Genomic DNA, 25,734 nt, shown 5'->3' with positions numbered 1-25,734 from the left:
GACCGGTCAGCCGGCGCTCTCCTTCGCGTGCTGGAACTTGTAGGCCAGCGCTTCCGGCAGCCGCCGCGGACGCCCCTGGCCGTTGATAACGGCGATGATCACCTTGGCGGCGATCAGCAATTGCTCGCCGCGGCGGATCTCCTGCTGCAGCACCATCTTGGCGCCACCGGCCTTCTCCGTGACCGTCGTAATCGTCAGGATGTCGTCCATGCGGGCAGGCAGCTTGAAGTCGATCTCCATGCGATGCACGACGAAGACCAGGCCTTCGCTGTCGCCTTCGATCGCGAGCGTCGCCTGCTCGACGCCGAGCAGCCGCAGGAAGTCGGTGCGGGCGCGCTCCATGAAGTGCAGGTAGCGGGCGTGATAGACGACACCGGAAAAATCTGTGTCTTCGTAGTAGACGCGCTGGACCAGCCGATGGCCGTTTTCGGTCAGTTCGCCTGCAAGCGAAATCAGGGACATGCTTTTCTCCGAAAGAAATTCCCGTTTCCTGTGCAGGAACAAAAAGCCATTTGCAAGCATTGCAGCGTTGTCACAATCCTACCCTATCACGTGACGGACTTCCTTCCTGAGCAGGAGAACGTGCATGAAGATTGCGATTCTCGGCGGCGACGGTTTCGTCGGCTGGCCCACGGCCCTTCACCTGTCCGATGCCGGCCACGATGTCCACATCCTCGACAATCTCTCCCGCCGCTGGATCGATACGGAGCTCGGCGTGCAATCGCTGACGCCGATGGACTCGATCCAGGAACGCACCCGTATCTGGCACGCCGAAACCGGACGCCGCATCCATTTCAATCTGATTGACCTCGCCCGCGACTACGAACTGCTCAAGAACTGGCTCGCCGAACATCGCCCGGATGCGATCGTGCATTTCGCCGAACAGCGCGCCGCGCCCTATTCCATGAAGAGCGACCGCCACAAGAACTACACGGTCAACAACAACGTCAACGCCACGCACAATCTGCTGAATGCGCTGGTCGAGCTCGAGCTCGATGCCCATCTGGTGCATCTCGGCACCATGGGCGTCTACGGCTATTCGACCGTCGGCGCGGCAATCCCCGAGGGATACCTGCCGGTCGGCATCGAGACGATGGGCGGCGAGACCGTCAGCCAGGAGATCCTCTATCCCTCCAATCCCGGCTCGATCTATCACATGACCAAATGCCTGGATCAGCTGCTCTTCCAATTTTATGCCAAGAATGACGGCCTCAGGATCACCGACCTGCACCAGGGTATCGTCTGGGGCACCCATACCGAACAGACCCGCCGCCACCCGCAGCTCATCAACCGCTTCGATTATGACGGCGACTATGGCACGGTCTTGAACCGCTTTCTGATTCAGGCGGCGATCGGCTATCCCCTGACGGTGCACGGCACCGGCGGCCAGACGCGCGCCTTCATCCACATCCAGGATTCGGTCCGCTGCATCGAGCTGGCGCTGAAGAACCCGCCGGCCCGCGGCAACCGCGTCGAGATCTTCAACCAGATGACCGAGACCCACCGGGTACGCGACCTTGCCGAGATGATCGCCGCGATCACGGGCGCGCAGATCGCCTGGCTGCCGAACCCGCGCAAGGAAGCGGCCGAGAACGAACTCGTCGTCCACAATGAGAAGTTCCTGGCGCTCGGCCTCAACCCGACGCGGCTGCAGGACGGGCTGCTGTCGGAAATCGTCGATGTCGCGAAGAAATTCGCCTATCGTGTCGATCGCACGCGCGTGCCTGCCGTCTCCGCCTGGACCAAGGACATTGCGCCGCTCATCAACCACGATCCAGAGGGCAAGCGGCTGAAATCCGTTTCATGACATCCACCGATCCTTCGGAGGGGTTGCGCCCCTCCTCGCCTCCTTCTGCCGGCCATGCCTTCGTGACGCTGGTCACCAATGCCGACTATGCGCTCGGGGCTCGCGCTTTGGCCCGCTCGCTGCGCCTCTCCGGCACCGAGGCCGATATCGTGGTGCTGCATACCGGTGGCGTTTCGCTCGACGCGCTGGCGCCGCTGGCCGAGTTCGGCTGCCGCCTGGTCGAGACCGACCTCCTGCCGCTTTCCGATGCGTTCAACGAGCGCCATCAGCGCCGGAACGTGCATGAGAAGGCGCCCTTCACCAAGGGCCGCAAACCGGCCTTTCACTCGCCGCTCGACAACTTCTGCAAGCTCAGGCTCTGGCAACTCGTCGAATACCGCCGCTGCGTCTTCATCGACGCCGACGCGATCGTGCTCAGGAACATCGACCGGCTGTTTTCCTATCCGGAGTTCTCCGCCGCGCCGAACGTCTACGAAAGCCTCGCCGACTTTCACCGGCTGAACTCCGGCGTCTTCGTCGCCGAGCCTTCGCTTGAGACATTCGGACGGATGCTCGCTTGTCTCGACGCACCCGAGGCCTTCTGGCCGCGCACCGACCAGACCTTCCTGCAGACTTTCTTCCCGGATTGGCACGGCCTGCCGGTGACGATGAACATGCTGCAATATGTCTGGTTCAACATGCCGGGGCTCTGGGACTGGCGCTCGATCGGCGTCCTGCACTACCAGTATGAAAAGCCCTGGGAAAGGGACCATCCCCGTGCCGAGGCCTTGCGGCCGCTGATCGACCTCTGGTTCGCCTTCCTGACCGGGGACGACATTCCGGAGATTGCTTCTCTCCCCAATCCGGTGCGCCGATGACACGGGTCCTGGTCTCCGGCGGCACCGGCTTCGTCGGTCGTTTCATCGTCGAGCATTTGTTGCGGAACGGATACGAGGTGATCGTCGGTGGCCGCACGCCGCCCGACCCCGGTTTTTTCAGCACCAATGTTCGCTTCGTGCCGTTGTTTCTCGATCCGGATCTCGACCAGGCCGCCCTATTCGATGGCGTTGCCGGCTTCGTCCATGCTGCATTCGAACATGTCGAGGGCAGGTATCGCGGCGGTGAAGGCGACGATCCGCAAGGCTTCTGCCGCGCGAATATCGATGGCTCGGTCCGCCTGTTCGAGACGGCACGGGCGGCCGGCGTCAAGCGCTGCGTGTTTCTGTCGAGCCGCGCCGTCTACGGCAGCCGGCTCGCCGGCCGCCTCGACGAGACATCGCCGCCGGATCCGGACACGCTTTATGGCCAGGTGAAGGTCGCGGTCGAAGACCACTTGCGGATGTTTGCAACCGAGGACTTCATCCCGGCAAGCCTGCGGGTTACCGGTGTGTACGGTGCCGCCGGTCCTGGCCGACGGCACAAGTGGGCCGACCTGTTTGCGAGCTATCTTGAAGGAAAACCGATTCAGCCGCGGATCGGCACCGAGATCCATGGCGATGACGTGGGTGCCGCGGTGCGCCTAATGCTCGAAGCGGATAGCGCCGTGGTGCGGGGTGAGGTCTTCAACGTTTCGGATCTGCTGCTCGACGTCAGGCAGATTCTCTCGCTGGTGCAGGCGCTGACCGGATGTGCGCACCCACTACCTAAGACCGTTTCGGCGGACGGCTATCTGGTCATGGCGACGGAGAAACTGCGCCAGCTCGGCTGGCGGCCTGGCGGACCGGAGCGGCTGGCGACCTCGATCAGGGATCTGCTCGAGGACATCAGGCCCGCGTAAGGCCTTCTGACCTCGGACCGGCTAACCGAGGTCGATGACGACGATTTCCGGCGGCACACCGAAACGGACCGGCGCAAGCGAGCAGCCGAGGCCTCCGGAAACGATCAGGTTGCAATCGTTCTCGACCATATGGCCATAGGCGTAGCGATCGCCGAAACGCGAGGGCACCACCGGCGCGTAGCCGAGAAGCCGCACCTGGCCGCCGTGGGTATGGCCCGACAATGTCAACGCGACGCGTGAGGGAACGCTCGGGAAGATGTCCGGCTCGTGCGCCAGCAGAATGACCGGATCGCCATCGCTCACCTGCGCCAGCGTGCCCTCGATATCGTCGAGACCTTTCATGCGCTGCCGCTGCCACTTCTTGCCCGGCACCAGGGCGAGCTGGTCTTCGAGACCGGCGATCCAGAAGCCCTGCCCTTCTTTCTCCAGCCGGATGGCCCGGTTGCTGTAGACGTTGATGCCGACATCCTGCAGAGCCTTGTGTCCGAAGGTTGGACCCCTGCCGTTTCTCTGCGCGGTCTTGTCCTCCCACCAGTCGTGATTGCCCATGACGGCATGGACGCCGAGCGGCGCCGTAAGCGTCGCAAGCGACTTCGCCCATTCGCTGGAATCGACATAGCGGGTAACGAAATTCATGCCGGCCGCGTAATCACCGAGAAGCACGGTTACGTCACCGCCGAGATTGTTGGCCTGGCGGCAAATCGAGGCGATACGGCTTGCCGGCATCCAGGGTTCGCAGGCATGGATATCGGCGAGCGCGACGACACGCAGCTTCAGCCCGGGTGTCCAGCCGGGCGGCGTCAGCGAGTAGCGAGTTACATTCAGCCGGGCCAATGGCTCGACGGCGAAAGCGTAACCGCTAAGCGCCGCCATGCTGGCAATCCCGCCGCCGATCATTTTCAACAATCCGCGGCGGGTCATCATCTATTCGTCCTCGAGTGTCAGGCGGAACTGTGTCGCCTCGACCTCTTTCGGTGGGTTGAGGCCGATATGTTTCCAGGCATTTGCGGTCAAGATACGGCCGCGCGGCGTCCGCTGTATGAAACCCTGCTGGATCAGGTAGGGCTCGATGATGTCTTCGATCGCGTCGCGCGGTTCGGAGAGACCGGCGGCGATGGTTTCTATGCCGACGGGTCCGCCAGCGAAATTCTGCGCGATCATGAAGAGATAGCGGCGGTCGAGCTGGTCGAGCCCCATATTGTCGACGAGCAGCCGCGTCAGCGCTTCGTCGGCGATCTCCTTCGTCACGGCCTCGGCGCGCGCCACTTCGGCGAAATCGCGCACCCGGCGCAGCAGCCGTCCGGCAATGCGCGGCGTGCCGCGGGCGCGTCGGGCGATCTCGCGCGCGCCGTCGTCGGTCATGCCGAGCCCCATCAGCCGGGCGCCGCGCCGGACGATCGATTCCAGTTCTTCGACCGTGTAGAAATTGAGCCGCACCGGGATGCCGAAACGGTCACGCAGCGGCGTCGTCAGCAGGCCGAGGCGGGTGGTCGCCGCCACCAGCGTGAACTTCGACAGATCGATCTTCACCGAACGCGCGGCCGGACCTTCGCCGATGATGAGGTCGAGCTGGAAATCTTCCATCGCCGGATAGAGGATTTCTTCGACCGCCGGATTGAGCCGGTGGATTTCGTCGATGAAGAGCACGTCACGCTCTTCGAGATTGGTCAGCAGTGCGGCGAGATCGCCGGCCTTGGCTATGACCGGACCGGAGGTCGAGCGGAAATTGACGCCGAGCTCCTTGGCCATGATCTGGGCCAGCGTCGTCTTGCCGAGGCCGGGCGGGCCGACGAACAGTACGTGATCCAGCGCCTCGCCGCGGTTCTTGGCCGCTTCGATGAAGATCTTCAGGTTGGCGCGCGCTTCCGCCTGGCCGGTAAACTCGTCCAGCGACTGCGGGCGCATGGTCGCGTCGAGATCCTCACCGCGCTTTTCCGGCGTTATCAGACGTGCCGCATCAGTCATGCATTCGTTCCAATTGGTCGGTCGTCATGGCGCAGGTACCCACCTGCGTCCGGCCCCTTCCGTTCTGCCTTCTGCGCCCCGCCAAGGCAAGCGCTCATCGCGCCAGTTCCTTGAGGCCGAGGCGAATGAGCTTGGCACTGTCTCCCCCCTCACCGCCATTCTTCAGCGCGGCGGCAACCGCATTGGCCGCCTGGTCGCGCGAATAGCCGAGATTGGTCAGCGCCGAAACCGCGTCCGACACCGGCGCGGAGGCGACGCCTTCGCCAAGCTCCTGCTTGAGGCCGATCGACGATGCCATCTCACCGGCAAAGGACGGCGCCTTGTTCTTGAGCTCGGTGACGATGCGCACCGCCACCTTGGGACCAACGCCTGGCGCGCGGGAGACCGAGGTCTTGTCCTGCAGTGCGATGGCATTGGCGAGTTCGCCCGGCGTCAGGGTCGAGAGCACCGCAAGCGCAACCTTGGAGCCAACGCCCTGCACGCTTTGCAGCAGGCGAAACCATTCCCGCTCGAGCGCGGTGAGGAAGCCGAAGAGCTTCAACTGATCCTCGCGCACATAGGTCTCGATGAAGAGCATCGCCGCCTCGCCAGCCGAACCGAGCTTGGACAAGGTGCGCGCCGAACAAAAGGCGACATAGCCGACGCCATGCACGTCGAGCACGACGTGATCCTCGCCGATCTCGTCGATGGTACCCTTCAATTTGCCGATCATGTGGCGTCTCTCGCGGTGAGGGATGGTCGCTCAGACCATCGGATAATATCTTCTCTACAGCGCCGCGCGGCTTATCAGACGCGCTAAGGTCGCTGTAACACTTCAGATCTGCTGCAACTACGCCATCAATGCGGCGAGCCGGCTGGTCACCGATTGCCGGTTATGGGCATGACAGATGGCAATCGCTAATGCGTCCGCCGCATCGTTGCCCTTGAACTCGACCTTCGGCATTAGAACCTTCAGCATCATATGGATCTGCTGCTTCTCGCCATGGCCGACGCCGATCACTGCTTTCTTGACCGCGTTCGGCGCATATTCGGCGACCCTTAAACCCGCGCGCGCCGGCACCAGCATGGCAATGCCGCGCGCCTGGCCGAGCTTCAGCGTTGCGGTCGCATCCTTGTTGACGAAGGTCTGCTCGACCGCCGCCTCGTGCGGCTGGTAGCTGTGCACCACTTCGGCAAGACCGTCGTGCAACTGGCAGAGCCGTGAGGCGAGATCCATCTCGCCATCGGAGGTAACCGTGCCGGAGGCAACGAAACGCAGCGAATTGCCGAGCGTCTCGATGATCCCCCAGCCGGTACGGCGGAGGCCCGGATCGATGCCGATGATGCGAATCGTATTCTGCATGAAATTCACCCTATGACTCCAGCCCGGACGCTGCCAGCAAAAAGTGAACAAAACAAAAACATACGCACAGGTGAGAAGAGGCTTCAGGATTTCTTCGCCATCGCCCTTGGATTGAGGAAACTTGAGCTTACATAGCCTTCCATCAATTTCTCTCAACGAAGGCCCGTGCCATGGTGACTTTCTCCGTCCTCGATCTCTCCCCGATCACCGAAGGCGGCAGCGTCGCCCAATCGCTCGAAAACTCCCGTCGCCTGGCGCAGGCTGCCGAGGAAGCCGGCTACAAACGCTTCTGGCTGGCGGAACATCACGGCATGAAGGGCATCGCCAGCGCCGCGACGTCCATCGTGATCTCGCACGTGGCCGCAGCCACAAAGACGATCCGCGTCGGTTCCGGCGGAATCATGCTGCCGAACCATTCGCCGCTGGTGATCGCCGAACAGTTCGGCACGCTCGCCGCGCTCTATCCGGGCCGCATCGACCTCGGCCTCGGCCGCGCGCCGGGGACCGACATGCGCACGGCCCAGGCACTTCGGCGCAACATGGAGGCAAGCGGCAACAGTTTCCCGAACGATGTCGTGGAACTGCAGGCCCTGCTCGGCCCCGTCGCCGAGGATCAGAAGATCATCGCCGTTCCGGGCGCCGACACCAACGTGCCGATCTGGCTGTTGGGCTCGAGCCATTTCAGCGCCCACCTTGCCGGCATGCTCGGCCTTCCCTTCGCCTTCGCCTCGCATTTCGCGCCGGACATGCTGCTCTCGGCGCTGGAGATCTATCGCGAACGCTTCACACCATCCGCGACGCTGGACAGGCCGCATGTCATGGTCGGTGTCATGGGTGTCGCCGCCGATACGGACGAGGAGGCGAATTATCTCTTCACCTCGATGCAGCAATCCTTCGTGGCACTACGGCGCAATGCGCGCGGGCGGTTCCCGCCGCCGGTTCAATCGATGGACGGGCTCTGGAGCTATGACGAAAAGATCTTCGTGGACCATTCGATGATGTATGCGGTCGTCGGCGGACCGGAGACGATCCGCCGGAAGATCGCAACCTTCCTCGACCAGACGAAGGCTGACGAACTGATCATCTCCATGCCGATCTTCGACATGGAGGCGCGCCTGCATTCGCTTCGCCTCTTCGCCGACGCCCAGCGCGATCTCGCGAGAGCAGCGTGAGAAGGCGCGATCAGACTACGCCGAAAGCCGGCGCGATCTCCTCCATCCGGGTGAAAAACCGATCCGGTCCGAGCTTTTGCAGGAAGACCGGATCGGCATAGCCCCAGGCCACGGCCCCCGCAGCGATCCCCGCCTTGCGGGCCGCTTCGATGTCGCGCGCTTCGTCGCCGATCGCCAGGAACCGGGTCGCGTCCAGTCCGGAATAACGGACCGCCTTTTTGAAATGCTGGTCCTTGCCGAAGAGAGCGGCACCACACTCGAAGATGTCCACGGACGCAGCCGCTTCTCCGAGCGCGGCGCGAATCCCGTCTTCCGCATTCGAGCTGACGATGGCAATGCCGATACCGGCGGCCTTCAACCGGCTGAGCAATTCGGCGACGCCCGGAAACAGCCGCACCGATGCGGCCTCGTCCGCCATGGCCCGGCGCATGAACATGGCGATCCGCGGCAACTTCCACAAAGGCACGCCGAGATGGGCGATGATCTCGCGATTGCCCATCGTCCTCAGCGACTGGAACTCCTCGACGGAAAGCTCGCGGAAGCCGTAGCGCCGTGCGGCACTGTTGCAGGCAAGCATGAAGCTCGCCGCGGTGTCGGCGAGCGTGCCGTCGAAATCGAAGATCGCAAATTCATAGGTCATCGGCACCATGCAATGAAAAACCCGTGTCCCTTCGGACACGGGTGGACAATCCGGAACCTGCCGAGCGTCCAATCAGGCCGACAGCTTCGCCAGGATCTCGTCCGACACTTCGAAGTTCGAATAGACGTTCTGGACATCATCATCGTCTTCGAGGGTGTCGATGAGCTTCATCAGCGACTGTGCCTTTTCTTCGTCGACCGGCACGGTGTTCTGCGCCTTCCAGATCGCCTTGACGGTCTCGGCTTCGCCGAGCGTGTCTTCGAGCGCCTTGGAGACTTCGCCGATCGCCTCGAAACCGCAGATGATCGTGTGGCCGTCCTCGTCGGTGGTGACGTCGTCGGCACCCGCCTCGATCGCCGCTTCCATGACCTTGTCGGCGTCACCGGCAGACAGCTTGTAGGTAATCTCGCCGACGCGGTCGAAGGAGAAGGAAACCGATCCGGTTTCGCCAAGCGCACCGCCGGCCTTGGTGAAGGTCGAGCGCACGCTGGAAGCGGTACGGTTGCGGTTATCGGTCAACGCCTCGACGATGACGGCAACGCCGCCCGGGCCGTAGCCCTCGTAGCGGACTTCTTCGTAGTTTTCCGCGTCGCCGCCGGAAGCCTTCTTGATGGCCCGTTCGATGTTGTCCTTCGGCATCGACTGTGCCTTGGCGTTCTGGATCGCCAGGCGCAGGCGCGGATTCATCGCCGGGTCCGGCATGCCGGTCTTGGCGGCAACCGTGATTTCGCGCGCGAGCTTGGAAAACATTTTCGAGCGCACCGCATCCTGACGGCCCTTGCGGTGCATGATGTTCTTGAACTGTGAATGGCCAGCCATGGCACCCTCTGCATGCATGATAATGTAGGAATGGGGCGCCTTATAGTTTTATTGCCGCTTTCCGTCCAGCCGGGGCGCGGCTTTTCAGTCGGCCGATACCTGCGCGCGGCTCAAGAGGAAGCTGTGTCCGTCATCGCGACGACAGGAAAGGCCGGTGCGTTGGGAGGCGCAGGAGAACGGTCCGCGCGCCCAGTTTTGCCCATAGTCGAGCACCGGGCCGGACGAACAGCAGCTCGGATCACCGACGGCGTGATTGAGTGTGGCCGCACCCGAGCGGCCGAGTGTGGCGCGAACGTAGCGCGGCGCGACGATATCGCAGGCAAGCTCGGGGCCGCCGTCGGCAGGCTGATAGACGGGCGTGCCGCCGGCCGGCGTGTAGACGCAGCCGATATTGCCCGACGGCATCACGAATATCTCCTGCACGCCCGCGGGCCCGACGGTCGGCTCCGGCTGGCTCTGCTGCTGTTGTCCTTCGGGAGAGGGCATGCGTGGCGGCGGCGCGCCACCCGCTTGGGCTAGTGTCGACAGTGACAGGAAAAGCGATACGCCAACCACAAGCAACTTCATCGGGCGATCCTGAACGTTCAGACGCCCTGGAGAATATAAATCAGCGGTTTGCTTGGCAAGGAACGCAATGAGACTTTGACGCTGGCACTGTCGGCGAAGCGCTTGTCGTAGTCGTCGCCGAACATGTCGAGGAAGGCGTCGATGGGCGGGCCGCGACGGTGCATCGGCAGGATCAGAGACGACCGCAGTCGATTGACGACACGGCTCATGCTTTCGGCCCCCATGGTCAGACCGCCGTCGACCGGCACCATGAGCACATCGAGCCGGCCGATCTGGCGGTAGTGGCTGTCGTCAAGCTCGTGATGAAGATGACCGAGATGGCCGATGCAAAGATCCGCGACCTCGAAAATGAAGATTGAATTACCGTCATGCTCCATTGCCCCGCCGACTGCTCGGATGTCGGTCGTGACGTTGCGGATATAGGTGTCGCCCACCACGAGGTCGTGCCGGGCGGGTCCGCCGTCATCGCCCCAGCCATGCAGCACGGTCCTGATCGCCGGGTCGGGTGTCAGCGTGTAGTGGCTCGAATGTGCCTTGTTCATCGTCGCGACCGTCAGCGGCGTCGGGGGCGCAAACCGGCCATTGTGGTCGGTGGCGATCGAGATGCCGCCGGGCGTCTCGATCAGGAAGGTGGAATGGCCGAGATAAGTGATGGTCACCGCACCGGCAGTCGCCTGTCCCTTGGCGGTGGCCGCGGGCGTGAAGCTGGCGAAGGTCGCCTGAGGTATGGCCTCGGCAATCGCCTGGCACTGACTGGCGTGTCGGGGCTGTTGCTGCGCATGCGCGACGGACGGCCAGAATGCATGGATCAGCCATATGGCGGCGAACGTGTAGACAAGGTACCGGAGCATCAGCCTTCACCTCTCTCACTTTGCTTGCTTGACCCCGGGCCTGAAGGGCGTGGGAGTTGCAGCCGTTGAACAGCGAATGCCTTTGCCTTCGCTCGGCCTGATGATGGCGTCACGGGCAGGGAGAGAATTGTTCAAGGGCCTAGCCGCGTCCAGTTACAAACGGCGGGCCCTGCTCACGTTTACGTCACCGCCCTCGACAGAGAACGAGGATTTTAGACGCTCAACGGCAAAGGCCCCGGCATCGCTGCCGGGGCATCACAGATCCTACCCTCTATTCGGCGGGGTGGGGAGCCGGTTCGGTCACCACCGCCGGTTTGCGCCGCCGGAACGACCGCAGCGCGACGTAGAAGACCGGTGTCAGGAACAGGCCGAGGAAGGTCACGCCGAGCATGCCCGAGAACACCGCGGTACCGAGCGACTGGCGCATTTCCGCGCCGGGGCCGGTGGCGATCATCAGCGGCACCACGCCGAGGATGAAGGCGAAGGCCGTCATCAGGATCGGTCGGAGACGCAATTGGCTTGCCTCCACCGCCGCCTGGACCGGTGTCTTGCCCTCGTCCTCGCCCTGTCGCGCGAACTCGACGATCAGGATCGCGTTCTTGGCCGCAAGGCCGATCAGCACGATGAGCCCGATCTGGGTCAGCACATTGTTGTCGAGCCCGCGGACGAACACGCCCACCAGCGCCGCGAGCACGCCGAGCGGCACGATCAGGATGATCGCGAGCGGCAATACCCAACTTTCATATTGCGCCGAAAGTGCCAGGAACACGAAGACGACCGACAGCGCGAAGATGAACACCGCGGTATTGCCGGTCTGGCGCTCCTGGAAGGCGAGTTCCGTCCACTCGAAGGTCGTGCCCTGCGGCAGGATCTGGGCGGCGAGCGCCTCCATCTTGTCGAGGGCCGTACCCGTCGAGACGCCGACCGCGGGATTGCCCTGGATCGGCACCGATACGTACATGTTGTAGCGCTGGACCAGCGTTGGACCGGCGGTATCGCGGATCTCGACCAACGTACCCATCGGCACGAGCGCACCGGTCGCGGAGCGAACCTTCAGCGCGAGGATATTGTCACGCTCGACGCGGTACTGCTGATCGGCCTGCGCCCGCACCTGGTAGACGCGGCCGAAGGCGTTGAAGTCGTTGACGTAGGAGGTGCCGAGGTTGATCGACAGCGCCTCGAAGATGTTGGGGATCGGCACGTTGAGCGTGCGCGCCTTGTCGCGGTCGATCGCCAGGAAGTATTGCGGGCTCGAGGCCGAGAAGGTGGTGAAGACGCCCGTCAGCCCCTCCGTCTGGTTGGCGGCACCCATCATCTGATAGGCGAGCCCCAGCGCCCGGCGCATGTCCGAACCCTGCCGGTCCATGATCTGCATCTTGAAGCCGCCGGAATTGCCGATGCCACGCACCGACGGCGGTGGCACGGCGATGATGAAGGCCTCCTGGATGCTCTGCAGGCTGCCATAGAGCTGGCCGATGATCTGGTTGGCACTCTGGCCGTGCTTCAGCCGCTCTTCGAAACTTTCGAAGGGGGCGAAGACCACGCCCGAGTTGGACGCGTTGGTGAAGGTCGCACCGTTGAATCCGGCAAAGGCGACGGCGCTCTTCACCCCAGGAACGTCCTGAATGATCTTCGACGCCCGCTTGACCACGGCGTCGGTGCGGTCGAGCGAGGCCCCGTCCGGGAGCTGAATGACGACGATCGCATAACCCTGGTCCATGGTCGGCACGAAGCCGCTCGGCACGATCTGCGCCATGTACCAGGTGGCCCCGAGCAGGCCCACAAAGACGAGGAGCGCCGCGGCTACCGCCGTCTTCGTCGACACCAGCTTGCGCACGATCCAGGCATAGCCCTCGGCCATGCGGTCGAAGCCGTTGTTGAAGCCATTGGCCATCGATCGGCCGAAACGCGTCAGCGGGTTGCCGCTCTCGTGGTGGCCGTTCTCATGCGGCTTCAACAGGATCGCCGCCAGCGCCGGCGACAGCGTCAGCGAATTGAAGGCAGAGATTACCGTCGCCACCGAGATCGTCACGGCGAACTGCAGATAGAACTGGCCAGCGATGCCCGGGATGAAGGCCGTCGGAACGAAGACGGCGGTCAAAACCAGCGAGATCGCGATGACCGCTGCACCCACCTCGTCCATGGTCACGTGCGACGCCTCGCGCGGGGTCATGCCGCGCGCGAGATTTCGCTCGACGTTCTCGACCACGACGATCGCATCGTCGACGACGATACCGATCGCCAGCACCAGGCCGAACAGCGTCAGCATGTTCAGCGAGAAGCCGAAGGCGAAGAGGAACGCGAAGGTGCCGACCAGCGATACGGGGATCGCAACGATCGGGATGATCGCCGTGCGCCAGGACTGCAGGAAAACGAGAACCACGATGGCGACGAGCAAGGCCGCCTCGCCGATCGTCTTGTAGACCTCGTTGATCGATTCCGAGATGAACTCGGTGGGGTTGTAGACGATCCGGTACTCGAGCCCCTCTGGAAAATCCCGCGAGACGTCGGTCATCACCTTCTGGATCTGCTCGGCGGCATCGAGCGCATTGGTGCCTGGCCGCGAGAAGATGCCGAGCGCCACCGCCGGGCTGCCGTCCAGATAGCTGTTGTTGACATATTCGCGTGCGCCGAGCTCGATGCGGGCAACGTCCTGCAATTGCACGAGACGGCCGGTTTCCGTCGCCTTGACGATGACATAGCGGAACTGCCGCGCATCGCTGAAGCGGCCGTCTGTGGTGACGGTGTATTGGAACGCGCTGTCGCCCGGCGCCGGCGGACCGCCGATCGAGCCGCCGGAGACCTGCACGTTCTGTTCGCGCAGCGCCTGTACGACGTCACCCGCGGTCATGCCATAGGCGGAGAGCTTTTCCGGGTCGAGCCAGACGCGCAGCGCATATTCGCGCTCGCCGAAGAGAATGACGTCGCCGACGCCGTCGAGCCGGACAAGCAGGTCGCGGATGCGCGTGCGCGCATAGTTCGAGACGTAGAGCTGGTCATAACGTTCGGTCGGCGAGAGCAGGTGCACGACCATCATCAGGTCGGGCGAGCTCTTCGCCGTCGTGATGCCGATGCGCCGGACCTCTTCCGGCAGGCGCGGTTCGGCGATGGACACGCGGTTCTGCACCAGCACCTGCGCCTGGTCCAGGTCGGTGCCGAGCTTGAAGGTGATCGTCAGCGCCATCGAGCCGTCGGCGGTCGAATAGGAGGACATGTAGAGCATGTTCTCGACGCCGTTGATCTCCTGCTCGAGCGGCGTCGCCACGGTATTGGCGACCGTGTCCGCGTCCGCGCCGGGATAGGCGGCCCGAACGACGATGGTCGGCGGGGCGATCTCCGGATACTGCGCCACCGGAAGCTGGAAATAGGCGATGCTGCCGACGATCAGGAGAACGATCGACAGCACCGATGCGAAGATCGGTCGGTCGACGAAGAAGTGAGCGAACCTCATTGCTCCGTCCCCGTCGCTTGCGCCTCAGAGGGAAGCTGAACCATTTCCGGCTTCACCTTGGTACCGGGGCGCGCCCGCATCAGGCCGTTGACGACGATGGTCTCCTCACCGGTCATGCCGCTGCGGATGACGCGATAGCCGTGCAGCTTCGGCCCGAGCCGCACGGGCTTGGTCACCACCGATCCGTCTGCCGTCACCTCGTAGACGATCCGCTCGTTCTGGTCGGCGCCGATCGCCTCATCCGGAATGAGCACGGCCTTGTAGCTGTTCGAGCCTTCGATCTGCACGCGGCCGAAGAGACCGGGCTGCAGCACCAGCTTCGGGTTTTCAAGACGGGCGCGCACGCGCATCGTACCACTCTGCGGGTCGACACGGTTTTCGGCAAAGTCGAGCTTGCCTTTGAACGGCGCCTCATTGGAGTCGGCAATGGTGACCAGCACCTCGAGCGCACCGCCCCCTTCCTGCAGCGCGCTGCCGCGTTCGCGTGCGACCCGCGCGTAGGAGAGCAGTCGCCGCTCGTCGACATCGAAATAGAAGTCGATCGGATCGAGCGAGACGATCGTCGTCAACACGGTCTGGTCGGCCTGGACAAGATTACCCGGCGACAGCAGACGCCGATCGACGCGACCGCTGAGCGGTGCGGTGATCGTGGTGTAGTCGAGATCGAGCTTGGCACGCTCGACCGCCGCTTCCGAGCCGCGTACCAGCGCCTGCGCCGAAAGTAGTTCCCGACGGTGATCGTCGAGCGTCGAGATCGACAGCGTGCCCGTGCCCGTCAGCGACTGTGTCCGCTTGAATTGCGCCTCGGCGAATTCCAGCGTCGAGCGTGCCGATTCGAGCGTCGACTCGGCCTGGGAGAGGGCCGTGCGATAGGGGCGCTGGTCGATGACGAAGAGCTTGTCACCCTTCTTCACCAGGGCGCCATCGGTGAAGTTGACCTCATCGAGATAGCCGCCGATGCGGGCGCGAACCTGCACCTCGTCGACCGGCTCGAACCGGCCGATGAATTCGTCGCTGTCGATCACGTCGCGCACGACCGGCTTGGCGACGGTCACGACGGGCAATTGCGCGTCCTGCGCATGGGCACCAACAGCGGAAAGAAGGGAAAGAGAAGCGCCGACGATCATCGGCAAATGCCACTGAGACAACATGCATGCCCTCCGAAGGCACTTTGGATCACGACGAGCAGCCCGACCGACCACCGCGATCGCTTTGAATACTTCAGAGCGGGACATGGGCCGAAAATCGCCGCATTACTCTCCCGCTCCGCACAAATCCTCGGATCGGCAGCGATCCAAGAGGCAAAATCACACAAGCAATTAAATGATACAGCGGTCTCCGCTCTCGGCCGGCGAACGCTGTTGGATCGAGGTCGCCGGGCAGAGAGCGCCTGCTCCCGATTGTCCGGTGACGGCAGCACAGGTCCGCAATCCAGGACTGCGGACGGTATTCGTTACTGGAAAACACTCGAATACATCACGCCCCGGCCCGGCGTGATTTCGCGATAACCTGCCATCATTTGATGGGGTTGTCACCTTGAAAAAAATCAATTCCCGGAAGGCGATAAGTGGCAGAGCGCGCCTCAACCAGAAGCGCGTTCGACAAGCCGGAATTGCTGCCGGCTTCGACCTAGGACCAGAAATCCGGGATCGTCTCGGCCAGCCGCGGGCCGAGGCGCAGCGGCGCGATCTTTTCGGCAAGCCCGGTGCGGTCGGAGATCTCGACGCCGAGGCCGCAGATGGTCGCGGGGCCGGAAGCGGCCTCAAAGCGCCCCTTCGGCATTTTCGAGATGAAGCGGTTGAGCGGCTCTTCCTTGTCCATACCGAGCGACGAATCGTAGTCGCCGCACATGCCGGCATCGCTCATATAGGCCGTACCGCCATTCAGGATCTGGTGATCTGCGGTCGGCACGTGCGTATGCGTGCCGACCACGAGACTGGCGCGGCCATCGACGAAGTGGCCGAAACATTGCTTCTCGCTGGTCGCCTCCGCATGGAAGTCGAAGACGATCGCATCCGCCTGCTCGCCGAGCGGGCAGGCATCGAGGATGGCCTCGGCCGACTTGAAGGGATCATCGAGCTCCGGATGCATGAAGACGCGGCCCATGATATTGGCCACCAGCACGCGGGCACCGTTGCGGGCGAAGAACAGGTTGGAGCCACGACCCGGCGTGCCGGCCGGATAGTTGGCCGGGCGCAGGAACTGGTCGTGCCGCTCGCAGAAGACGACCGCTTCCTTCTGGTCCCAGACGTGATTGCCCGTCGTCACCACATCGGCGCCGGCATTGATCGTCTCGAGAAAAATGTCTTCGGTGATGCCGAAACCGCCGGCGGCGTTCTCGCCGTTGACGATGACGAAATCGAGCTTGAGGTCACCGATCAGTCCCGGAAGCCGCTCCCAGACCGCCGTGCGGCCCGTCTTGCCCACCATATCTCCCAGAAACAGAAGCCTCATGCTCGCTCAAATCCCACCAGGGCAGCCCCGGGGCAAGCGCTTCAGCGATTGTGGCGTCCGGAACTGCGTAAAACAAAGAAATAGAGCGTCTACACGATCCCGACCGCACAGGAAACGCCTTAGATGAAATGCGGGAAAACCGGGAAGCGGCCTATCGCTCCGGCCTTTGTGATTTCAACGCGTTAGGTCATCTCACGATCTCGGCGAAATGAACTCAAAAATGCCGAAATCCACTCTCGGTGAGCACGGCGTCCAACGCGACATCGTGCGGTTCGGCCGGAATGGATGCCACTTCCTGGCAGTCGAAGGCGATGCCGATCAGCTTCGGCAGGTGACCCTTGTTGCGCAACCGGTCGATGGCGCGGTCGTAATAGCCGGCGCCATAGCCGATACGATGGCCGGTCGTATCGAACGCGGAAAGTGGTACGAGCATGATATCCGGATCGACTTCCGGTGCCTCCGGACCGGGCCCCGTGGTACCGAAGCCCGTGGCGATGACATCGGCACCGTCGAGCAATTCGCGGAAAATGATCGTCTGCTTGTCCACGATCGCGGGCAGACAGAGCCGGGCGCCGCGTTGTTTCAGCCGCGCCATCAGCGGCCGGATGTCGACCTCGGAGCGGATCGGCCAGAAGCCGGCGACGATGTGGCCGGGATCGATCGCGATGACGTCGCCGGCGTGATCGGCCATGGTCAGGCTCGCTTCGATCCGCATCTCCGGCGACATTGCATCGCGCAATGCCAGCTTCTCCTTGCGCAGTGCTGCCTTCAAATCCCTCGGTGACATCAAATCCTCGCCTGCAAACTTTCCGCCCGCCATCGTCGCCGGAGAAAATCACCTGCCGAAATGGCACAAGTCCATCATCTGTCGCCGATTCCCGGGCCGGCTACCAGCCTGTTTACGCGATCGCGCCTGTCGCTCACCCACCGGCATCGCCGCATTTGCAGCAGTTTGCGACAATCATGTCACCCCTTTCCCGGTTCGGCACAGCATTAGCTTTCCATTCATCATGGGCAAGGGTTCCGCTTTCACGAAACATGGCGCGCGTGCAAATAAGGTCACGATTTCAAATAATTAGCAGGATCTAATGCCCGTGTTCGATGTATGGACGCGCTCCTGCAGGCAGCAGTGGAAAAGCCGACGTCCATGAAGGACCAGATGAGCGAACTCGACCCGTTGGAATTGCGTTGCCTGACGCTGGCCGCACGCGGCCGCACGCGCCAGGACATGATGCGCGAGACCGACATTCCGCTCGATCGGATCGACCGGGCACTAACCGATGCCATGCGCAAGTTGCAGGCGAGCAATCTCGCCGAAGCGGTGTTTCGCGCCGCCAGGCTCGATCTCATCTCGTAATCCCCGAGCGGCGCGCAAAATCGCTCAGAGCAGCCAGTGCGACCGGTAGACGACATCCCTCGCCAGCGGTTGCATATGCGCCATGTGGGCCGCCTCCTGACAAATCCCCGCATCGCGCAGCAGCGCCGGCCTACCCGACGGAACGGCCACCGACGCCGCGGGAAACAGAAGTTCACAAGACCATTGCACCGCTCGGCGGCGGAATGCGATGGAGGTTTCGGAAAAGGCAAAGACGGCAAGCACGCTCATCGGGAAGACCCTGCGCAAGGTGATCGGATCAGCGATCTTCGCCCTCGCATTGACATCTGACAAACGAATTGCAAGCATGGCTACCATCAGAACTTCTGATGGATACAGTTATGTCCCTTGCGCTCGACAGCGATTTGCTCCGGACCTTTCTTGCGGTCGTCGACGCCGGCAATGTCACACGCGCCGCCAATATCGTCGGGCGCACGCAGTCCGCCGTCAGCATGCAGATCAAGAAGCTCGAGGACATGCTCGGCGACGCGCTGTTCGAGCGCCATTCGCGTGGCGTCGTGCTGACGCCGCAGGGAATGCGATTGCTCGACAATGCGAGACGCATCGTCACGCTGCTCGACGACACTGCCGCTGCCATGCGCCAGCCCGCTCTCGACGGCGCGGTCCGGATCGGCATACCCGAGGAATACATCAATTCCACCCTGCCGAAAGCGCTCGGAACCTTCGCCGCCATCCATCCCGGCGTCGAGGTGACCGTTCAGCAAGGCGCTTCGATGACCAACATCGCAGCACTGGAAGCCGGCGAGCTCGATCTCGCTGTCGTCTTCGAGCCCGGCGGGCGCACGAAGAACGAAGTCCTGATGATGGACCCGACCGTCTGGGTAACCTCCGAGCAGCACCGCACCGACGAGCGGCGACCGCTGCCGATCGCCACCTATACCTATCTGGAAGGCGGTTGGTGCGACGACCTCGCGCAGCGCAATCTCAGGAAATGCCGCCTGGAAAGCCGCGTGGCCTATGTCAGCCGCACGAGCGGCGGCATGATGGCAGCGGTGGTGTCGGGGCTTGCCATTGCGCCGCTCGCCCGCAGCAGCATTCCGGCCGGGTGCCGCGAACTGACGGCCGATGACGGCTATGAGGTGATCGACCACTCGAACGTCGTATTGCGGATATCGAAAGCGGGAAACGGCAAGGACCGCATCGTCGAGGCCATGGCCGACGCCATTCGCCGGGCCTTTGCCGGAGATTGAAAGGTCGCCCAAAGGGGAGAAAGTGCGATCCACACAACCGATGGATAGTTTACGATCCCGGGTGCCTACAAAGTAGGTGGGCGCCATGTGTCCAGGCCCACGAGCCCGGACAGGGACAGCTCCCTTGAGATCGAGTATGGCCCCGGGGATTGTGGTTCCTGTCGGGAAGCGCAGACCGCGGTCGATATATAAAGTGTCTCGCGGCTTCGCGCCAGAGGCTTGCCACCGAAAACCTTTAGCTTGCCGGTGTCGTGGCGCGGCCGTTCAGCTTGGCGGCAATGCTGTGAATCTGAGCGGTGACTTCGCTGAGCGCCGAGGCCAGCGCCTCCTCGCTCTTCATCTGGTCGGAAAGTGCGGCATCGCGACCATGCGTCAGATTGCCGACCTCGGCCTCGAGACTCTTCAGCCGGCGATTGACCTCGCTGAGTTCGTCCATGACCATGATGCCCGCCATGACGGTGAGGCGCAGATCGCCGATCTCGCCGAACTGGCTCTTGAGGTGCCCGACATACTGATCGAAGCTGGTGGCAAGCTCGATCAGATGATCTTCCTGCCCTTCCTCGCAGGCCATCCTGTAGGCCTTGCCGTCGATCGATACTGTCACCTGCGCCATGTCGCTTATTCCTAGCGGTCGAGCACCGCCCGAATGGTTTCCATCGCCGTCACGAGGCGACGGGAAACCTCGCGGTTGACCTCCTCGAGCCGATTTGCCCGGAACTGCGACTGATCGAGCTCCTGTGCAAGCCGCGAGCGGTCGGTGTTGACGCGCCGCACCTCGCTCTCGAACTCGCCGAAATCCCGTTCCCTGTCAAACCGACCGTCGATCGCATTCTCCAGGGATTGCACTGCGTTCCGCAGTTCATCGATCGCCGCTTTGACAGTCTTTGCCGGCATGTGTTCCGAATACCTCGCCCGTGAGGCCGAATCGCCCGAATCCCGTCCGCCGCTTCGGCTCGATCTTTTTTAAACCTATTACGTAAGTCTCAACAATGCCAAGCTCCGCAAACAACCACGGAAGCTGTGGATGGATTACGTAGCCGGCTTTCTTCAACGGCAGTGCGAAACCTCTGTTGCATTGCGAGACAAGGAGCCGAACGACCTGTCTTCAAATGGCCGCGGAAGGCCCGTATTTATTGACTCGCACGGCGCACCTGCTATGTGTCAGCCGCTTCTTGCGCGGTCTTTGGAGGATAGAGACCGTTCCCTGACCACCGAACGCAAACGGAACAGTCATGATCTCTCGCGAAAAACACGACCGGATGGCAAATGCGATCCGTTTCCTTTCCATGGATGCCGTCGAGAAGGCAAATTCCGGCCACCCCGGTCTGCCCATGGGCGCAGCCGACATAGCGACAGTCCTCTTTACGCGCTATCTGAGCTTTGACCCCAAGAACCCCTCCTGGCCGAACCGCGACCGCTTCGTGCTGTCGGCCGGCCATGGCTCGATGCTGCTCTATTCGCTGCTCTATTTGACGGGCTACGAAGACATCACCATCGACGAGATCAAGAATTTCCGCCAACTCGGGGCCCGCACCGCGGGCCACCCGGAATATGGCCACGCCGCCGGCATCGAGACGACCACCGGTCCGCTCGGCCAGGGCATTGCCAATGCCGTCGGCATGGCGATCGCCGAGCGCAAGCTGCGCGACGAATTCGGCTCCGACCTGATGGAGCACTATACCTATGTGCTCGCCGGTGACGGCTGCCTCATGGAAGGCATCAGCCAGGAAGCGATTTCGCTCGCCGGCCACCTGAAGCTCAACAAGCTGATCGTCTTCTGGGATGACAACAACATCTCGATCGACGGTCCGATCTCGATCGCCGACTCGACCGACCAGCACGCCCGCTTCCGCGCCTGCAACTGGAACACCATCTCCGTCGACGGCCATGACCCGGATGCGATCGCCGCTGCGATCGAGCAGGCCCAGAAGTCGGAAAAGCCGACGATGATCGCGGCTAAGACGACGATCGGCTTTGGCGCACCGAACAAGGCCGGCACCCACAAGGTCCACGGCTCGCCGCTCGGCGCCGAGGAAATCGCCGCCACCCGCAAGGCGCTCGGCTGGGAAGCCGAAGCCTTCGTCGTTCCCTCCGACGTGCTCGACGCCTGGCGCCTGGCCGGCCTGCGTTCGACCAAGGCGCGCAAGGAATGGGAAGAGCGCCTCGAAAGGAGCGAGGCCGAGAAGAAGGCCCAGTTCATTCGCCGCTTCTCCGGCGAGCTCGAAGGCCGTCTCGCCTCCGCCATCGACGACTACAAGAAGAAGCTCGCGGAAACCAAGCCGTCGCCGGCAACCCGCAAGGCTTCCGAAGACGCGCTCGAAGTCATCAACGGCGTTCTCGCCGAAACCATCGGCGGCTCGGCCGACCTGACCGGCTCGAACAACACCAAGACGAGCCAGACCAAGTCGATCACGCCTGATGATTTCTCCGGCCGCTACATCCATTACGGCGTGCGCGAGCACGGCATGGCCGCTGCCATGAACGGCATGGCGCTGCACGGCGGCGTCATTCCCTATTCCGGCGGCTTCCTGATCTTCTCGGACTATTGCCGTCCGTCGATCCGCCTCGCCGCGCTGATGGGCATCCGCGTCATCCACGTGCTGACACATGACTCGATCGGCCTTGGCGAAGATGGCCCGACCCACCAGCCCGTCGAGCATATGGCAGCACTTCGCGCCATCCCGAACCTCCTGATGTTCCGCCCGGCCGACGCCACGGAAACGGCGGAATGCTGGCAGCTCGCGCTCGAAAGCCACAACCGTCCGTCCGGCATTGCGCTCACCCGCCAGAACCTGATGGCTGTGCGCACCGAATATGAAGAAGAAAACCTTTGCGCCCGCGGCGCCTACGACCTGATCTCGGCCGCCGACGCCAAGGTCACGATCTTCGCCACCGGCTCGGAAGTCGAGATCGCCGTCAAGGCCTGCCAGGCGCTGACCGCCAAGGGCATTTCCACCCGCGTCGTCTCCGTTCCCTGCTTCGAGCTCTTCGCCGAGCAGAGCGAAGACTACCAGCAGGCGATCATCGGCAACTCGCCGGTCAAGATCGCCGTCGAGGCGGGCATCCGCCAGGGTTGGGATCACTTCATCGGCAGCGACGGCGCCTTCATCGGCATGTCGTCCTTCGGCGCCTCCGGTCCCTACAAGGACCTTTACAAGCACTTCGGCATCACGCCCGAGGCGGTGGTCGCCGCTGCGGAAGCGAAACTCGCCTGATCAAGTTGCGGGGCGCGCTCAAGGGCGCGCCCCGCTTTTTTCGTACCACGTCATCCAGACAGGGAGAGACCCGACATGACAGTAAAAGTCGCCATCAACGGTTTTGGCCGCATCGGTCGCAACGTGCTCCGCGCGATCGTCGAATCCGGCCGCACCGACATCGAAGTCGTTGCGATCAACGATCTCGGCCCCGTTGAAACCAACGCTCACCTGCTGCGCTATGACTCGATCCACGGCCGCTTCCCGGCCGAGGTCAAGGTCGAGGGCGACACGATCACCGTCGGCGGCGGCAAGCCGATCAAGGTCACGGCGATCAAGGATCCGGCAACGCTTCCGCACAAGGAACTCGGCGTCGACATCGCGATGGAGTGCACCGGCATCTTCACCGCGCGCGACAAGGCTGCAGCACATCTTACCGCCGGCGCCAAGCGCGTCATCGTTTCGGCTCCGGCCGACGGCGCTGACCTGACGGTCGTCTACGGCGTCAACCACGACCAGTTGACCAAGGATCACCTGGTCATCTCCAACGCTTCGTGCACGACGAACTGCCTGGTTCCGGTCGTCAAGGTTCTGAACGACGCCGTCGGCATTGACCACGGCTTCATGACCACGATCCACTCCTACACCAACGACCAGCCGTCGCTCGACCAGATGCACAAGGATCTCTACCGCGCCCGTGCTGCGGCTCTGTCGATGATCCCGACCTCGACTGGCGCCGCCAAGGCCGTCGGCCTGGTTCTGCCGGAACTGAAGGGCAAGCTCGACGGCACGTCGATCCGCGTCCCGACCCCGAACGTCTCGGTCGTCGACTTCAAGTTCGTCGCCAAGCGCAACACCTCGGTCGAGGAAATCACCAATGCCATCAAGGCTGCCGCGAACGGCGCGCTGAAGGGTGTCCTCGGCTACACGGAAGAGCCGCTCGTTTCGCGCGACTTCAACCACGACAGCCACTCCTCGATCTTCGCGATCGACCAGACCAAGGTGATCGAAGGCAACTTCGTGCGTATCCTCACCTGGTACGACAACGAGTGGGGCTTCTCGAACCGCATGGCCGACACGGCCGTCGCCTTCGCCAAGCTCATCTAACGCAGATGTTTCGCGCCCTTTCTTCAAAGACGGTCCGCTGGCGTCCGCTTGAAGGGGAAGGGCTCGAACACCTGACGCTGACATCAACCGATACTGCTGACGGCGCGGTCATCCGCGCCGTTGGCGTTCTCATCGGCAACCGCGGCGGCATGCCCTACGGCGTGCGCTACCGGATCGATTGCGACGAGACATGGCTGGTTCGGAAATTCATGGTCGACACGACCGATGGCCGTAGCCTGCATCTGCGCTCGGACGTTCCGGGCCAATGGATGACCGCGCGAGGCGCAGCCCTGCGCGAGTTCGACGGCTGCATCGATATCGACCTCGCCGGAACACCCTTCACCAACACGCTTCCGATCCGACGCCTTGGGCTCGACCGCCGTTCCGGTACCGCCAGGCTGAAGATGCTCTACGTGCCGTTCGACACGTTCGAGCCCGTCGTCGACGGCCAGCACTACACCTGCCTCGATGATTTCAGGCTCTACCGCTACGAGGCCGAGGACCGCAGCTTTGCCGCGGACCTGCCCGTGGACGAGGATGGCCTCGTCATCGACTATCCCACCCTTTTCCAGAGACTATCACCGGAGACTATCTGATGACTTTCAAGACCCTCGACGATCTGACCGACATCGCCGGCAAGCGCGTGCTGGTGCGCGTCGATCTCAACGTGCCGGTCAAGGACGGCGTGGTAACGGACGCGACCCGCATCGAACGCGTGGCGCCGACCATCCGCGAACTGTCCGAGAAGGGCGCCAAGGTCATCCTGCTCGCCCACTTCGGCCGCCCGAAGGGTGAACCCGTCGCCGACATGTCACTGAACACGATCGCGCCGGCGGTTGAAGACGTGCTCGACCAACGCGTTCATTTCGCGGCCGACTGCATCGGCGACAAGGCGAAGAACGCGATTGCCGAAATGAGCGACGGCGACGTGCTGCTGCTCGAAAACACCCGCTTCCACAAGGGCGAGGAAAAGAACGAGCCGGCCTTCGTCGAGGCGCTTGCCGCCAACGGCGACATCTACGTCAACGACGCCTTCTCCGCCGCGCACCGCGCCCATGCCTCGACGGAGGGCCTCGCCCATCACCTGCCGGGCTATGCCGGCCGCACCATGCAGGCCGAACTCGAAGCGCTCGAAAAGGGCCTCGGCCAGCCGAAGCGGCCGGTCGTCGCGATCGTCGGCGGCGCCAAGGTCTCGACCAAGATCGACCTCCTGCAGAACCTCGTGACCAAGGTCGACGCCCTCGTCATCGGCGGCGGCATGGCCAACACCTTCGTTGCCGCCAAGGGCGTCAATGTCGGCAAGTCGCTGTGCGAGCATGACCTCGCCGACACCGCCAGGGCGATCATTGCCGCCGCCGACAAGGCCGGCTGCGCCATCGTGCTGCCGGAAGACGGCGTCGTCGCCCGCGAGTTCAAGGCGGGCGCCGACAACGAAGTGGTCGACATCAATGCGATCCCCGCCGATGCCATGGTTCTCGACGTCGGTCCGAAGTCGATCGCCGCCGTCAACGACTGGATCTCCAAGGCCGAAACGCTCGTCTGGAACGGCCCGCTCGGCGCCTTCGAAATCGCTCCGTTCGACAAGGCGACGGTTGCGGTTGCCAAGCATGCGGCTGCCCGCACCCGCCAGGGATCGCTGGTCTCGGTTGCCGGCGGCGGCGACACCGTCGCGGCGCTGAACCATGCCGAAGTCGCCAATGATTTCAGCTATGTCTCGACCGCCGGCGGCGCATTCCTGGAATGGATGGAAGGCAAGCCGCTCCCGGGCGTCGACATCCTCAAGCAGAAGTAAGCCATGCAACCGGCGCGTGGGGCCATTCTCACGCGCCGGCAATGAAGAAAAAACCTTATTTATTCAATCGATTAAAAAATTTTAAATCGTTTTAGTCGATTTTCTTGCCATTTTCCTGGACAATTTTCACCTGTTACTCGCGCCCTTGTTTGGAGCGTGGCGGTTGCCCTCGTGCACCGTCGGTCCGAAACTGTTTCAGTGCTCGCCCCGATCCTGGTGATCGGCGCTGTC

26 protein-coding genes and 1 other RNA gene are annotated in these 25,734 nt (G+C 63.0%); 10 read left to right on the top strand and 17 right to left on the bottom strand.

All coding sequences use genetic code 11. The features are described 5' to 3' along the window. Positions 1-6 precede the first annotated feature (6 nt). On the bottom strand, positions 7-462 hold the full coding sequence (ybgC, locus tag ACQ5BM_RS17040; RefSeq protein WP_429813421.1) for a tol-pal system-associated acyl-CoA thioesterase: 456 nt from the start codon (positions 460-462) through the stop codon (positions 7-9). 124 nt (positions 463-586) lie between these two features. Between ybgC and ACQ5BM_RS17035 the strand changes: the two genes are divergently transcribed. Genes ACQ5BM_RS17035 through ACQ5BM_RS17025 form a run of 3 tightly spaced genes read left to right on the top strand, consistent with a single transcriptional unit; the run spans position 587 to position 3,563 of the window. Beyond that, positions 587-1,807, top strand: coding sequence for an NAD-dependent epimerase/dehydratase family protein (locus tag ACQ5BM_RS17035; RefSeq protein WP_429813418.1), 1,221 nt, complete (start codon positions 587-589; stop codon positions 1,805-1,807). Then, positions 1,804-2,664 (top strand): glycosyltransferase, encoded by an 861-nt coding sequence (locus tag ACQ5BM_RS17030; protein ID WP_429813415.1) that lies wholly within the window; start codon positions 1,804-1,806, stop codon positions 2,662-2,664. The genes ACQ5BM_RS17035 and ACQ5BM_RS17030 overlap by 4 nt, the downstream gene beginning before the upstream one ends. Continuing rightward, on the top strand, positions 2,661-3,563 hold the full coding sequence (locus ACQ5BM_RS17025; protein ID WP_429813413.1) for an NAD-dependent epimerase/dehydratase family protein: 903 nt from the start codon (positions 2,661-2,663) through the stop codon (positions 3,561-3,563). Before ACQ5BM_RS17030 ends, ACQ5BM_RS17025 begins: the two co-directional genes overlap by 4 nt. Positions 3,564-3,584: 21 nt before the next feature. Here the strand turns inward: ACQ5BM_RS17025 and ACQ5BM_RS17020 are convergent, their stop codons facing one another. The 4 genes from ACQ5BM_RS17020 to ruvC all read right to left on the bottom strand — a co-directional run bounded on the left by ACQ5BM_RS17020 (position 3,585) and on the right by ruvC (position 6,870). After that, positions 3,585-4,487, bottom strand: a complete 903-nt coding sequence (locus tag ACQ5BM_RS17020; protein WP_429813410.1) for a metallophosphoesterase — start codon at positions 4,485-4,487, stop codon at positions 3,585-3,587. Beyond that, complete coding sequence (gene ruvB / locus ACQ5BM_RS17015; protein WP_173520443.1) at positions 4,488-5,528, bottom strand: Holliday junction branch migration DNA helicase RuvB; 1,041 nt, start codon at positions 5,526-5,528, stop codon at positions 4,488-4,490. A 94-nt stretch (positions 5,529-5,622) separates the two neighbouring features. Then, on the bottom strand, positions 5,623-6,240 hold the full coding sequence (gene ruvA / locus ACQ5BM_RS17010) for a Holliday junction branch migration protein RuvA (protein WP_173520442.1): 618 nt from the start codon (positions 6,238-6,240) through the stop codon (positions 5,623-5,625). Between the two features lie 117 nt (positions 6,241-6,357). Then, entirely contained in the window at positions 6,358-6,870 is a 513-nt protein-coding gene (gene ruvC, locus ACQ5BM_RS17005; RefSeq protein ID WP_065778622.1) for a crossover junction endodeoxyribonuclease RuvC, read from the bottom strand. Positions 6,871-7,040: 170 nt separating this feature from the next. Between ruvC and ACQ5BM_RS17000 the strand changes: the two genes are divergently transcribed. Further along, complete coding sequence (locus ACQ5BM_RS17000; RefSeq protein WP_429813407.1) at positions 7,041-8,042, top strand: LLM class flavin-dependent oxidoreductase; 1,002 nt, start codon at positions 7,041-7,043, stop codon at positions 8,040-8,042. Between the two features lie 10 nt (positions 8,043-8,052). Here ACQ5BM_RS17000 and ACQ5BM_RS16995 read toward each other — a convergent pair whose 3' ends face one another. The 8 genes from ACQ5BM_RS16995 to ACQ5BM_RS16960 all read right to left on the bottom strand — a co-directional run bounded on the left by ACQ5BM_RS16995 (position 8,053) and on the right by ACQ5BM_RS16960 (position 17,611). Further along, positions 8,053-8,682, bottom strand: coding sequence for an HAD hydrolase-like protein (locus ACQ5BM_RS16995; protein ID WP_429813404.1), 630 nt, complete (start codon positions 8,680-8,682; stop codon positions 8,053-8,055). Positions 8,683-8,754: 72 nt separating this feature from the next. Then, a complete protein-coding gene (locus ACQ5BM_RS16990; protein WP_429813400.1) occupies positions 8,755-9,501 on the bottom strand; it encodes a YebC/PmpR family DNA-binding transcriptional regulator in 747 nt (248 codons plus the stop codon). 84 nt (positions 9,502-9,585) lie between these two features. Beyond that, positions 9,586-10,068, bottom strand: a complete 483-nt coding sequence (locus tag ACQ5BM_RS16985) for a hypothetical protein (RefSeq protein ID WP_429813397.1) — start codon at positions 10,066-10,068, stop codon at positions 9,586-9,588. 17 nt (positions 10,069-10,085) lie between these two features. Next, entirely contained in the window at positions 10,086-10,922 is an 837-nt protein-coding gene (locus ACQ5BM_RS16980) for an MBL fold metallo-hydrolase (RefSeq protein ID WP_429813679.1), read from the bottom strand. Positions 10,923-11,190: 268 nt separating this feature from the next. Then, entirely contained in the window at positions 11,191-14,370 is a 3,180-nt protein-coding gene (locus tag ACQ5BM_RS16975) for an efflux RND transporter permease subunit (RefSeq protein WP_429813395.1), read from the bottom strand. Next, positions 14,367-15,521, bottom strand: coding sequence for an efflux RND transporter periplasmic adaptor subunit (locus tag ACQ5BM_RS16970; protein ID WP_429813392.1), 1,155 nt, complete (start codon positions 15,519-15,521; stop codon positions 14,367-14,369). The genes ACQ5BM_RS16975 and ACQ5BM_RS16970 overlap by 4 nt, the downstream gene beginning before the upstream one ends. A gap of 478 nt (positions 15,522-15,999) precedes the next feature. Continuing rightward, a complete protein-coding gene (locus ACQ5BM_RS16965) occupies positions 16,000-16,824 on the bottom strand; it encodes a TIGR00282 family metallophosphoesterase (protein ID WP_429813389.1) in 825 nt (274 codons plus the stop codon). A gap of 214 nt (positions 16,825-17,038) precedes the next feature. Beyond that, positions 17,039-17,611 (bottom strand): 5-formyltetrahydrofolate cyclo-ligase, encoded by a 573-nt coding sequence (locus tag ACQ5BM_RS16960; RefSeq protein WP_429813386.1) that lies wholly within the window; start codon positions 17,609-17,611, stop codon positions 17,039-17,041. Between the two features lie 360 nt (positions 17,612-17,971). Between ACQ5BM_RS16960 and ACQ5BM_RS16955 the strand changes: the two genes are divergently transcribed. Then, positions 17,972-18,181: a transcriptional regulator gene (locus ACQ5BM_RS16955; protein WP_173520432.1), complete on the top strand. Its 210-nt coding sequence runs from the start codon at positions 17,972-17,974 to the stop codon at positions 18,179-18,181. A 24-nt stretch (positions 18,182-18,205) separates the two neighbouring features. On the opposite strand, the gene ACQ5BM_RS16950 is transcribed toward ACQ5BM_RS16955, so the two are convergent. Continuing rightward, positions 18,206-18,430, bottom strand: a complete 225-nt coding sequence (locus tag ACQ5BM_RS16950; RefSeq protein WP_429813384.1) for a hypothetical protein — start codon at positions 18,428-18,430, stop codon at positions 18,206-18,208. A gap of 98 nt (positions 18,431-18,528) precedes the next feature. Here ACQ5BM_RS16950 and ACQ5BM_RS16945 point away from each other — a divergent pair, with 98 nt between their 5' ends. After that, positions 18,529-19,410, top strand: coding sequence for a LysR family transcriptional regulator (locus ACQ5BM_RS16945; protein WP_429813381.1), 882 nt, complete (start codon positions 18,529-18,531; stop codon positions 19,408-19,410). A 22-nt stretch (positions 19,411-19,432) separates the two neighbouring features. Here the strand turns inward: ACQ5BM_RS16945 and ssrS are convergent. The 3 genes from ssrS to ACQ5BM_RS16930 form a co-directional block, all read right to left on the bottom strand. Next, positions 19,433-19,590, bottom strand: a non-coding RNA gene (ssrS, locus tag ACQ5BM_RS16940) — 6S RNA. A gap of 55 nt (positions 19,591-19,645) precedes the next feature. Beyond that, positions 19,646-20,023: a cell division protein ZapA gene (locus ACQ5BM_RS16935; RefSeq protein WP_429813378.1), complete on the bottom strand. Its 378-nt coding sequence runs from the start codon at positions 20,021-20,023 to the stop codon at positions 19,646-19,648. An 11-nt stretch (positions 20,024-20,034) separates the two neighbouring features. Then, positions 20,035-20,304: a DUF4164 domain-containing protein gene (locus ACQ5BM_RS16930; protein ID WP_065375262.1), complete on the bottom strand. Its 270-nt coding sequence runs from the start codon at positions 20,302-20,304 to the stop codon at positions 20,035-20,037. Positions 20,305-20,642: 338 nt separating this feature from the next. On the opposite strand from ACQ5BM_RS16930, the gene tkt reads away from it, so the two are divergent. The 4 genes from tkt (at position 20,643) to ACQ5BM_RS16910 (ending at position 25,503) form a co-directional block, all read left to right on the top strand. Continuing rightward, positions 20,643-22,625 (top strand): transketolase, encoded by a 1,983-nt coding sequence (gene tkt / locus ACQ5BM_RS16925; RefSeq protein ID WP_429813376.1) that lies wholly within the window; start codon positions 20,643-20,645, stop codon positions 22,623-22,625. A gap of 75 nt (positions 22,626-22,700) precedes the next feature. Then, complete coding sequence (gene gap / locus ACQ5BM_RS16920; protein WP_173520428.1) at positions 22,701-23,711, top strand: type I glyceraldehyde-3-phosphate dehydrogenase; 1,011 nt, start codon at positions 22,701-22,703, stop codon at positions 23,709-23,711. A gap of 5 nt (positions 23,712-23,716) precedes the next feature. Beyond that, complete coding sequence (locus ACQ5BM_RS16915) at positions 23,717-24,307, top strand: putative glycolipid-binding domain-containing protein (RefSeq protein WP_429813373.1); 591 nt, start codon at positions 23,717-23,719, stop codon at positions 24,305-24,307. Then, positions 24,307-25,503: a phosphoglycerate kinase gene (locus ACQ5BM_RS16910; RefSeq protein WP_429813371.1), complete on the top strand. Its 1,197-nt coding sequence runs from the start codon at positions 24,307-24,309 to the stop codon at positions 25,501-25,503. Before ACQ5BM_RS16915 ends, ACQ5BM_RS16910 begins: the two co-directional genes overlap by 1 nt. The last annotated feature ends 231 nt before the right edge of the window (positions 25,504-25,734 follow it).

It is taken from the genome of Ensifer sp. B1-9 (assembly GCF_050474445.1).
In the GTDB taxonomy this organism is placed as follows: domain Bacteria; phylum Pseudomonadota; class Alphaproteobacteria; order Rhizobiales; family Rhizobiaceae; genus Ensifer.
Note: the sequence above shows the minus strand (reverse complement) of the source record. Positions and strands in the feature narration are given on the sequence as shown.